Source organism: Desulfomarina sp. (assembly GCF_054039375.1).
Genome location: NZ_JBPLBA010000191.1, coordinates 21,833 through 32,349 on the forward strand (window position 1 = coordinate 21,833; position 10,517 = coordinate 32,349).

Consider the following 10,517-nt stretch of genomic DNA (forward strand, 5'->3'; position numbering starts at 1 on the left):
TTTGTTTGGTAACATTTTGATTATTCGAATGAAAATATGGGACTCAGTAAGGAAAAACAGAGGGCGGATATCGAAAAATTTATCCGGAGAATGCCGAGCCTTTCCACAACCGTGGGGAAGGTCATGGAGATCTGCAGTAGAACTGATGCGTCCCCCAATGAATTGAACAAGGTAATATCCCTTGACCCGGTTCTTACCGGTCAGGTTCTGAAGCTGATCAATTCCGCCTACTATTCCCTGGTCAACAAGGTTACTTCCCTCACCCGGGCTATCACAATGCTGGGAATGAATACGGTGAAGAATATAGCACTTTCCACAGCGATTATCCGCACTGTTTCCGGAGTGAAAAAATCCAGGGCACTTCCCACCACCAAGTTCTGGGCTCATTCAATAGGTGCCGGAGTGAGTGCCAAGCTTCTCGGGGAAAAAAAAGGATATTCGCCCATGGAGCGGGAGGAACTGTTTCTGGCAGGCCTGCTTCATGACCTTGGAAAAGTTCCTTTTGGTGATGAATATATCGAAGTACTTGGTGTGGCAAAAAGGGAACAGAGGCCGTTGATTGAAGTGGAACGGGAAATTCTCGGCATTGATCACCAGGAAGTCGGCCTGATGATTGCCAGGAAATGGAAACTGAACACGGTTATCACCAAGTGTATAACTTCCCATCACAATATTGACAGTTTTAAAGGAGAGACTGGTGTTCAGGTTGCCATGATTGCTCTCGGCAACAGCTATACCAATATTCTTGAGCACGGTTATGCTGGTGATCCTTTTCCGGATGAAGAGGAAATTCATCGTCTTTTGCGCTATGTTGATCTCAGTCCTGATGATTTCGGCTCCATTGGTGGATACGTGGATGAAGAAATTCATAAGGCTGAGCTGTTTCTGCAAATCTGATTACCAGGGATGAGAACTGCAATGAAAATACGATTCTGGGGTGTTCGTGGATCTATTCCCAGTCCGGGACCGGAAACAGGGAAATATGGCGGGAATACGGCCTGTATTGAGCTGCGTGTAGGTGCTGATAATAGAATTATCATAATTGATGCCGGTTCAGGAATTCGCATGCTTGGAAACGAGTTAATGACTCATGACCTGCCCGGAGGCGCCATCAAGGCGGAAATATTTCTTTCCCATACCCATTGGGATCATATCATGGGTTATCCGTTTTTTACGCCGATTTATATCCCGACCACCGAGATAAAGGTTTACGGTCCTGTGACTTTTGAGGATGATCCGCTGGAAGATGTGGTGGGGGGGCAGATGAAATACAGGTATTTTCCTGTCAATCTTGGAGAGTTGTCGTCAAATATCGAATATATAAGGCTGAAGGAAGATCCTTCGATTGATTTAGGTGGAGGACTGCAACTTGCCACAAAACTTTTGAATCATCCAATTTCTGCCCTTGGATACCGGTTCGAATATGGGGGAAAGGTCGTCTGCACTTGTTATGATACCGAACCTTTCAGAAATCTGTTTGCCACTGATCCGGAGGATCCTTTCTACGATGAGGCCATGGCCCAGGAGGGAGAGGAGGTGGCGGTAGAGCAGAATCTGGCCCTGGAACAGTTCTTTGCCGGGGCTGATCTGCTTATTCATGATGCTCAGTATACTGAAGAGGAATACAGTACCAGAATCAACTGGGGGCATACATCCATCGAATATGCAATCGGTGCAGCGAACAGAGCAGGAGTAAAAAAACTTGCCCTGTTTCACCATGATCCTGACCGTACGGACGAACAGCTTGATGCGTTTGCGCAGGACTACTGTCAACAATCTGGAAAATATGGCGAAACGGAAATCTTTTTTGCCCGTGAGGGTATGGTTATCGACCTGTAAGAATTTTTCTGACACAGGCCATGTCCGGTTGAATTTTCAGTTGTGGTAATACGGGAAGTGGCAGGGTGAGTTCTTCTGCAAAGGGTGTTGCAGCAATATTTCTGTTATACGCCTCAACGGCCAGTCGCTCCAGGTTGACTGTATCCATGATGTTGTATGCCAGCAATGTCTCAAGGGCGGCTGTATCATTATAATTGGCGTATTGCTGCCAGAGAAGAACGGCAAAATACCCATCAATTCCATCCAGTTCACCCCTGGCCATTCCAAGTTGTTTCTCACATCCCTTCAATCCCCCCTTCAAACCGAGACGGGCAAGAACATACCTCAGGTCTATCTGGGCATGCTTCAGTTTAATTTTAAAAAATTTTTCCAGAAAAGGGATATCAAATGTCCTGCCGTTATAACTGATAATGACCTGGTATTTTGTTATATCGTCAACAAAATCATCAAGGTTTTTTCCGTTGATATAGGTCCGTATTTCCCGGCCGTCATAGAGGGCAATAGTTGTGATTTCCGCTCCCTCCCCAAGGCCGGTTGTTTCGATATCGAGATAAACGGTTTTTTGCCGGTAGTGGGGAAAGATACGCCACGCTTCCGAGGCCGGGAGCCTGTCTGTGAAAAAGTGTGGGTCCGCGGGCAGAGCCAGGCGGGATTGTTTCAGTGTCCCTTCAAGATCAAACTGCGCTGCTGCCGGTAGACGAAAGGGCATGTGTCCGGACATCCGGGCCCATGATGTGATACCGGCTTCCCAGAGTCTTTTTTCTGTCTTGGCCCCGATACCCGGAATATGCAGGAATGTCTGTTTAAGCATCAGTCTCAGGAGAGCTGGAGTTACAGCGATGCAGACAGTGAAAAGTTTCTTTTATGCCGTTTCTTGCCGGAGAATCGTTTTTTTTGCCGGCCAGGTTTTTGCTTTTGAGTGGAGTGTCCGCTTTCACCTGCAGTTCTTTTGATCTTCAATGGTCTGTTGTTGATCCACACTTTCTGCAGTAACCTGTAGATGTCACGGGGCATTCCTGTGGGAAGATCGACTGTACTGAAGGAATCGAAAATGGCGATACGACCGATATGGCGACTGTCAATGTCCGCTTCCCCGGCGATGGCGCCGACTATATTACCCGGTTTGACTCCATGCTCCCTGCCCACTTCTATCCGGTATCGTTCCATACCCTGTTCAGGTGGATGTTGAACGGGTTCCATCTGCTTCCTGTGTTTTTTCCCTTTTGCAGATATACTGTTTTCCTTGAGCAGCAGTGGTTTTCCTCCCTGGGCAAGGGAGGCCAGGGCGGCTGCAATATCTTCGGCAGATGCATTCGTTTCTTCACTGAATTCCCTGATAAGTTCTCGATAAAAAGAGATATCTTCCTTCAGGGCTTTAGCAATGCCTCTTTTGAAGTTTTCGATCCGCCTGAGATTTATAGTTCGAACGGTGGGCAGTTTCATTTCTTCTATTTTCTGCCTGCTCAATCTCTCAATCGTTTTCAGCATGGAACGCTCTCTGGCGGTAATAAAGAGGATGGCTTCACCCCTGCGTCCGGCTCTGCCGGTTCTGCCGATGCGGTGAATATAGGCTTCGGCATCAAAGGGAACATCAAAATTGATAACATGGCTGATCCGCTCAACATCAAGCCCACGGGCGGCTACATCCGTGGCGATGAGAATATCAATTTTCCCTGATTTGAGTTGTTCAACTGTTCTTGTCCTCTGGTTCTGCTGGATGTCACCGTTCAGGGCACTGCATCTGTAGCCGAGCCTGGAAAGTTTTTCTGCAAGCTCCACTGTCTGTACCCTGGTGCGGACAAAAATGAGAACACCGTCAGAATCTTCAGCTTCAAGGATTTTGGAAAGGGCATCAAATTTCTGCAGGAAACTTCTGGTGAGCAGGTAACGCTGATTGATGGTCCTGGCACTGATTGTTTTTGTTTTAATTGTTATCTCAACTGGATTTGTCAGGTATTTTCGGGCAATATGACGAATGGAGGGAGGCATGGTAGCGGAAAACAGTGCGATCTGCTTCTTTTTCGGTGTCTGCTGGAGAATCCATTCAATATCATCAATAAAACCCATTTTAAGCATTTCATCAGCTTCATCGAGAACCAGGTTGGTCAGCATGGAGAGATCAAGGGTTTTTCTGCGGATATGGTCCATGATTCTGCCGGGAGTTCCGACAACAATCTGCACTCCCCTGCGAAGCTGTTTTGTCTGGATACTGTAATCCTGCCCACCGAAAATGGGACATACCTTTATGTTTTTGAGGTGCTTCCCGTATTTTTTGAATGATTGAGCCACCTGTATTGCCAGCTCCCTGGTGGGGGTGAGAACCAGGATCCGGGGGGCTTTCTGATTTCCATCGGGGAGCCCGGCAAGGAGGGGCAGGGCAAATGCGGCTGTCTTGCCGGTTCCCGTCTGGGCCTGGCCGATAACATCTTTTCCGGCAATCATATTGGGAATCATTTCATCCTGAATTGGTGTGGGGGCAGCATAACCAGCTTCATCAAGACTTTTTATGAGAGAAGTCGGCAGTTCCAGGTCTGAAAATGAACGGATCGGGGGTGTGTCGGATGATAAATGCATAGGGAAGTATCCTGTTATATGACGTTGTTGTGAATGAAGTACGCTGGAGGAAAACTCTGTCAGAGAAAGGCTGACCGGCAGGATACTTGTGTATGTTGAACGGAATTGTTCTCAGGTGCCAGTGTCCCGTCAACACTGCTCCGACGTATATTACGTCATTTCATCGTTGACGTGAAAATTCATGACGTAAGAACAATTGCAGTTCGGTGGCAAAAAAACCTAAAGCTATTAATTGTGTGTAGTTTCTGTCAAAGCTGACAACATTAACAGTAAAACGGCAAAAGGACAAGGTTTTATTTATTTTGGACCGGTAAAATGTAATTCTTGAAATATGCTTGATAAAACAGGTGCGTTCCCGGGCCATAAATGGCCGGCTGAGTTTTGTATGTTGGCAGAAAGTCTATTATTCCGTCACTTTTTTTCTAAGGTTTTTCAGCCTGGATCGTTTGATTTTACTGTCTACCCGTTTTTTCCTTGCGGTTGCGGAGGGGCGGGTCGGCCTTCTTTTTTTTGGGGTAGTCATTGCCAGGCGAATGATATCTGCCAGGCGCTGCAGGGCCTCTTCTCTGTTTTTTTCCCGGCTGCGAAATTGCTGAGCCTTGATGACAAGAGTACCATCCCTGGTCAGACGCCGGTCCCGCAGGTTAAGAAGGCGGGCTTTGCACTCTTCGGGCAGAGAAGATCTTTTTATGTCAAAGCGGAGATGGACAGCGCTTGAAACCTTGTTGACGTTCTGTCCACCAGCCCCCTGGGCGCGAATCGGTGTTATTTCAACCTCCTGGTCACCAATTGATACCGTTGATGTGATCTGTAATGTCATTTTTCTGATGTCGATAGGGTTTTCTTCAGGTATAACATACTGGTGACGTATAGTGGAAATCATTTCATAATGGAATCACTTTCAGGCACCCTTCAGAAACAAAGAGATAAAAAATGCGCTGTCCAAAATGTGAGCATGAACAGAATAATACCCGTGAATGTGAGAAGTGTGGCCTGATATTTTCCCGGTATGAGATTGTTCGAAAAAGAAAAAAAGAAGAGGAAGCGGCCGCAAGACGTAAGGCTGAAAAAAAATCAAAGACAAGGTCGACAATTCTTCAAATTTTTCTGTTGGCAGTTATTGTCTGTGCAGGAGTTTATTACTATTCCGGAAAAGACAACAATCAGGAAACAGCGCAGATGCCGGTAGAATACAGGCAGAAAGAAAAGAGTTCAACCGGTCCTGTAAAACCGTCAACGGAAAAGTCGGTTAAATTAAGACAAGAACTGAAAAATCCTGCTTTTAAGGAGAATGCTGTCGAAACAGCCAGAAACGCAACTGTTTCTATTGAAACACCCTGGGGAACAGGGTCCGGTTTTTTTGTCAGTGATCAGTATATCGTAACCAATCGTCATGTGGTGAAAGTCAGTGAAGAGAAAATTGCCGAATTCCGGGAGAAGGTTGAAACTGCACGAAAACTGATTGATCTTGAAAAGCAGAAGCTGGAAGAAATCAGAAACAGACTGCGCAGTTACCGCGAGGGGCCGACAAAAAAACAACTTGGTCTGATACTGGAAGTCCGTGAGAAGAAACTGAACAGCTTGTTGCCGGTACAGGAAAAGAGTGAAAAACAGTTAAGAAAACTTGAACAGGAGCTTTCAGCCTCGGATATCCGGATCGTTTTTGCAAATGGAGACAAAAAAACACCGAATTATTTTCTTGTCAGTGATCATTACGATCTGGCTCTTATTGCGCTGTTCTCTGAAAAAACAACATTCCTGTCACGACCTCCTGCCGGCAAACTGCTGCATCAGGGGGAGAAGGTTTATACCATTGGCAGTCCTGTGGGCTTGCGTCATACCGTTACATCGGGGGTGTTTTCCGGGTACAGGAAGCGAAAAGACGGGCAGATTTTTCTGCAGACCGACGCGGCAATAAATCCGGGAAACAGTGGGGGGCCACTGATTGATGAGAATGGTTTCGTTTACGGGGTCAATACAATGATTCTCCGTGGAACCGAAGGCATCGGTTTTGCTATCCCTATTGAGAAAGTGTACGAGGAGTTTTCTTCGTCTCTTTTTTAAAGATCACCCCTGGCTGCCTCCAGGGGCATGGTTGCAGCCACTGTTCCGGCAAGCCAGCCGGTAGAAAAAGCAGCCTGAAGATTAAATCCTCCAGTATCCGCCTGGATATCAAGGAGTTCACCGACAATAAACAGCCCCTTGACCAGTCTTGATTCCATCGTGTGTGGATTGATTTCATTGAGTTTTATACCACCGGCGGTGACAATGGCTTCATCAAAATCCCGGTATCCAGTGAGTGTAATCTGAAAATTTTTCAACCAGGCAGTCAGTTTCTTTCTTTTTGCCGCAGGAAAAGTGTATGTATCAATGTCTGATGAGATATCACATGATGCAAGGCACAGATTCACCAGTTGCACAGGAAGAAGTCCGCGCAGCAGACTTGTTATCGGTTCACCTCTTCTCTTCTCAAAATCGCGAATTAATCTCTTTGCCAGCCGGTTGTCATCCAGGGCAGGCTTCAGATCGATTGCCATACTGATTTTGTCTCCCCGTCTCAGGGAGTCAACAATGAATCCGCTCATACTCAATGGAACCGGGCCGCTTATCCCGCGGTCTGTGAACGAGATTTCGCCAAAACCGGTTTTTCTGCGTTTTCCGTTAATGATCAGGCGAATATTAACGTTTTTCAGGGTAAGACCTGCAAGGCGAAGAATGTCTTTTTTTTCCGGCACCAGGGGAACCAGAGCGGGTCTAATTGGTGTCAGGGTGTGGCCAAGCGAGGATGCAAGACGGTAGCCGTCACCGGTTGATCCCGTTCGGGGGTATGATTTTCCCCCGGTTGCGAGAATAACTGCGTCGCAGGGAATTATTTTTCCCCGGCAGACAACACCTGATATATTTCCTTTTCTGGTAAGAATTTTTGATACAGGACGGTTGAGTAGTGTTTCAACCTGGCTGTTTTCCAGCCATTTATCAAGAATTTTTACAACGTCAAGCGCAGAACCGCTTTTAGGAAAGATACGTCCTCCCCTTTCCTGCACGAGAGGTAACCCTCTCTTCTCAAAAAAGGCAATAAGATCATCGGCAAAAAAGTGATTGAAGCACTGTCGTAGAAATTTACCGTTCTTTCCGAAATGATTTATGAAATCATTTAGTTCAGCGCTGTTTGTCAGGTTGCATCTGCCCTTGCCGCTGATGCCAATTTTTCGGCCGGTACGGGCCATTTTTTCCAGCAGGAGCACTCTGGCACCTTTTTCAGATGCCCGGCCTGCCGCCATCATTCCGGCAGCACCGCCTCCTGTTACGATTATTTTTTTGGGGGTCATTTGAGTGTGTTTAATGGAGTTTTATCGATGTCAGGCTCAAAATGGCTGGCCGGAAGCAACATCGGGTATGTATTTATAGGTATTTTTACCTATATCGCCTGCTGTGATTTGAAAAACACTTACGGTATCGGGTACCAGGATGACACTGTATCAACAGTGAAAATAAGGGAAAAAAAAAGAAAGTGAATGGGTAATATGGGTGTTAGCGGAAATCATCAGTGATTTTTTTCCCTTTACTTCGAGGTTTTTTTGCATGTACAACTAAAGTAAGAGTTGTGTTCGATCTTCTTGTTTTGAGGTAATTATTCCTTCTTCCTGAATGGAATAATTATTAATTGACATTAACTGAGCCGGAGTGAGATTTATGTCAATACGAAAAAAAATTCTTGTTTTCATCCTGCCTTTTTTTGTCATGTTCGGTCTTGTGTTTCTGTTTCTTGGCCTGCGTTCACTCCAGACACAGGGGGATCAGAGTCTGAAAAACATTCATTCGATTATGATGGAAGACAAGAATGAGAAACTGAAAGATCTGGTCAGAAATACTTTTGAAATTCTTGCTTCACAGTACAGGGCAGCCAGTGATCCTGAGCAGGTTGCTGTTGCGTATAAACAACAGTTGCAGGCAATTGTCAACCTGGCATATAGCTCCGTTGAAGGAGTGTACAAGCGGGAAGATCTGACGGAATTCCAGAAAAAGGAGGAAGCCAAACGGATTATCAGGGCCATGCGGTACGCAGGAGGCAATTATTTATGGATCAATGATCTGCAGGCAGTAATGGTCATGCATCCTATAAAACCGGCTCTTGAAGGAAAGGATCTTTCCGGTTTCAAAGATCCTGCTGGTAAAAAACTTTTTATGGAAATGGTTGAAGTGGCCAGGGAAAAAGGTGAGGGTTTTGTCAGCTATAAATGGCCCAAGCCGGGAAAGGAAGAGCCGGTTGCAAAGCTGTCCTACATCCGTCATTTCAAACCCTGGGGATGGGTTATCGGAACCGGAGTCTATCTTGAGACAGCTGAAGAGAGGTTCAAGGAAGAAGCTAAACGTCAGATATCAAACCTCAGGTTCGGGCCGGAAGGCAAAGATTATTTCTTTATTGTGGATATGAGTGGCGCTATTGTCATGCATCCCATTAAACCTTCCCTGAATGGAAAAAATATGCTCGATTTCAAGGATCCGAACGGCAAAAAACTGTTTGCGGAAATGATCAGGGTCTGTCGGGAAAAAGGAGAAGGTTTTGTTGATTACCTGTGGGCCAAGCCGGGAAAGGATAAGCCAGTTGCTAAACTGTCCTTTGTGAAGCTTTTTCCCCAATGGAACTGGATTGTCGGAACCGGGGTCTATATTGACGATATTGATGACGCTATGGCCAGGCAGGAAAATGTGGTTCGGGCGGCAGTTGGTAAACAGCGGATATCTATTTTGGCGGTTTCACTGATTCTGCTGGTTATTGTAGCATTTGTTCTGGTTTTTATTGCCGGAAAAATATCTGAGCCCATCACTAATATGAGTCGCATGCTCCGGGATATTGCTGAAGGAGAAGGTGACCTGACTTCACGACTGGATGTGAAAACCGGGGATGAACTGGAGGAAATGGCGAACTGGTTCAACGTGTTTGTGACAAAATTACAGGGTATAATTAAAAAAATATCAAATGATTCCGGTAGGCTGGATTCTTCATCAGAAGAGTTGGCAGCCATTGCGGAAACCATGGCTGCCCGTGTCAATGAAACATCGGATAAATCAAATAATGTGGCCGCTGCGGTGGAAGAGATGTCTGCAAACATGTCTGCAGTTGCCGGTTCAATGAACGAAACCGCCTCTGCCGTTGATATGGTTGCTGCTTCGGTGGGAGAAATGACTTCCACGATCAATGAGATCGCCCAGACTTCTGAAAAAGCCCGTTCCATAACTGAAAAAGCTGTTGGACAGGCCGCTTCCGCCTCCTCCAGAGTTGATGAGCTTGGTGAAGCAGCCCATGATATTGATAATGTTCTGGCGACCATATCGGAAATATCTGATCAGGTTGACCTTCTGGCATTGAACGCCACCATTGAAGCGGCAAGGGCGGGAGAAGCCGGGAAAGGTTTTGCGGTTGTTGCGAGTGAAATCAAGGAACTCGCACAGCAGACTTCAGTGGCAACCCAGCAGGTCAAGGAGAGGGTTCTGGGTATCCAGAATTCGACAACCGCCACTGTAGCCGAGATTAACGTAATCAGTAACGTGATCAGTGAGAACAGTGAAATTGTAAACACCATTGCAACGGCTGTTGAGGAACAGTCGGTTACCGCGGGTGAAATTTCAAGGAGCGTTGATCAGATTCTCCAGGGAATCCAGGAGATTAATGAGAATATCAGTCAAAGCACAACTGTATCCGAAGAGGTGGCCAGGGAAATTGCCGAGGTGAATCAGGCCAGCATGGAATTGAATAAAAATGCCACGAATGTGAGTGAAAGTGCGGGTGCCTTGAAAAGGCTGGCGAGTGGGTTTAACCGACTTGTGGGCAGTTTTAAAGTATAATTCGTGTCTGTCCGCATGGGGAGGCATCATAGGAAAATGAAAAAACTCAAACCTCAATTGATAAGGAATTTGAATGAAAAATTGTCAGTCTGAGTTTTGTACGTAATTTGAATTTTTTTCTTGATCACCCGAAACTCAGCCAAATTGTGGATGTGCCTGTTTTATCAGGCTAGCCTACGGTCAAAAATCACTGGAAATCTCAATTGATAAGGAATTCAAATGAAAAAGTGTCAGTCTAGATCATTTTATAATCAGTC

9 protein-coding genes are annotated in these 10,517 nt (G+C 46.0%); 5 read left to right on the top strand and 4 right to left on the bottom strand.

The window, feature by feature from the left end; all coding sequences use genetic code 11:
* Positions 1-36 precede the first annotated feature (36 nt).
* Complete coding sequence (locus tag ACXLDX_RS11160; RefSeq protein WP_457577260.1) at positions 37-897, top strand: HDOD domain-containing protein; 861 nt, start codon at positions 37-39, stop codon at positions 895-897.
* A 21-nt stretch (positions 898-918) separates the two neighbouring features.
* Positions 919-1,839, top strand: coding sequence for an MBL fold metallo-hydrolase (locus ACXLDX_RS11165; RefSeq protein WP_457577261.1), 921 nt, complete (start codon positions 919-921; stop codon positions 1,837-1,839).
* Here the strand turns inward: ACXLDX_RS11165 and ACXLDX_RS11170 are convergent.
* The 3 genes from ACXLDX_RS11170 to arfB form a co-directional block, all read right to left on the bottom strand.
* Positions 1,826-2,650, bottom strand: coding sequence for a ribonuclease H-like domain-containing protein (locus tag ACXLDX_RS11170; protein WP_457577262.1), 825 nt, complete (start codon positions 2,648-2,650; stop codon positions 1,826-1,828). The two genes, ACXLDX_RS11165 and ACXLDX_RS11170, sit on opposite strands and share 14 nt — an antisense overlap.
* A 20-nt stretch (positions 2,651-2,670) precedes the next feature.
* A complete protein-coding gene (locus ACXLDX_RS11175; protein WP_457577263.1) occupies positions 2,671-4,413 on the bottom strand; it encodes a DEAD/DEAH box helicase in 1,743 nt (580 codons plus the stop codon).
* A gap of 403 nt (positions 4,414-4,816) precedes the next feature.
* The gene (arfB, locus tag ACXLDX_RS11180) at positions 4,817-5,233 is read right to left on the bottom strand and encodes an alternative ribosome rescue aminoacyl-tRNA hydrolase ArfB (RefSeq protein ID WP_457577268.1); all 417 of its coding nucleotides are present in this window, start codon (positions 5,231-5,233) and stop codon (positions 4,817-4,819) included.
* 113 nt (positions 5,234-5,346) lie between these two features.
* Between arfB and ACXLDX_RS11185 the strand changes: the two genes are divergently transcribed.
* Positions 5,347-6,477 (top strand): S1C family serine protease, encoded by a 1,131-nt coding sequence (locus ACXLDX_RS11185; protein ID WP_457577264.1) that lies wholly within the window; start codon positions 5,347-5,349, stop codon positions 6,475-6,477.
* On the opposite strand, the gene ACXLDX_RS11190 is transcribed toward ACXLDX_RS11185, so the two are convergent.
* Positions 6,474-7,742, bottom strand: a complete 1,269-nt coding sequence (locus ACXLDX_RS11190; protein WP_457577265.1) for a BaiN/RdsA family NAD(P)/FAD-dependent oxidoreductase — start codon at positions 7,740-7,742, stop codon at positions 6,474-6,476. The two genes, ACXLDX_RS11185 and ACXLDX_RS11190, sit on opposite strands and share 4 nt — an antisense overlap.
* A gap of 27 nt (positions 7,743-7,769) precedes the next feature.
* Between ACXLDX_RS11190 and ACXLDX_RS11195 the strand changes: the two genes are divergently transcribed.
* The gene (locus ACXLDX_RS11195) at positions 7,770-7,928 is read left to right on the top strand and encodes a hypothetical protein (protein WP_457577266.1); all 159 of its coding nucleotides are present in this window, start codon (positions 7,770-7,772) and stop codon (positions 7,926-7,928) included.
* A gap of 178 nt (positions 7,929-8,106) precedes the next feature.
* Positions 8,107-10,260, top strand: a complete 2,154-nt coding sequence (locus ACXLDX_RS11200; protein ID WP_457577267.1) for a methyl-accepting chemotaxis protein — start codon at positions 8,107-8,109, stop codon at positions 10,258-10,260.
* The last annotated feature ends 257 nt before the right edge of the window (positions 10,261-10,517 follow it).